This window comes from Pseudomonas sp. EA_5y_Pfl2_R50, from assembly GCF_963970475.1.
GTDB lineage: Bacteria > Pseudomonadota > Gammaproteobacteria > Pseudomonadales > Pseudomonadaceae > Aquipseudomonas.
Genome location: NZ_CAXAPT010000129.1, coordinates 1 through 504 on the forward strand (window position 1 = coordinate 1; position 504 = coordinate 504).

The following is a 504-nucleotide window of genomic DNA, read 5'->3' on the forward strand; positions in this document are numbered from 1 at the left end:
TTCCCGGCCAGGGGGAGAGCCTGCTGCCGCTGGAACGCTGCAGCATTCTCGACATTGCCGACGGATTCGATTGCGCGATCAAAGACGCGTGGAATGCCGATCGTCGATGTTATGGCGTGGCACTGCGCAGTGGTGCGCTGCTCGACAAGCTGGCCTTGCTCGACGGACGCTGGCATTTCGCGCCGCAGAACGGCCCCAGCCTGATGCGCGACCTGAAGCGGATCAAGCAGGCGTCGCAGCCGCATATCAAGCTGGCGGAGACGGACTGGTATTTCGACCCGAAAGCACCCGACGACCAGCCGGCCCCTCCGGTCGAAATCGCCGGCAACCTGATCTCCACCGCACTGCTGACCGACCTTTCGCGCTCTACTCCGTGGACATCCGAAGACGGCGGCATAGTACGCACTGTCCGGCTCGACACCGATCCTGCGGCTGCCGACCGCCATGTTCCCGGCACACCGCTGTGGCGACGCGCGGAGCCAGGTAACGATTTGCCCCTCGCCC

Annotated in this window: 1 protein-coding gene; it reads left to right on the forward strand. The window is 64.9% G+C overall.

Annotated features, from left to right (window positions below):
* On the forward strand, positions 1–504 hold a 504-nt coding region (locus AACY19_RS27050; protein ID WP_339454562.1), incomplete at both ends, for a hypothetical protein.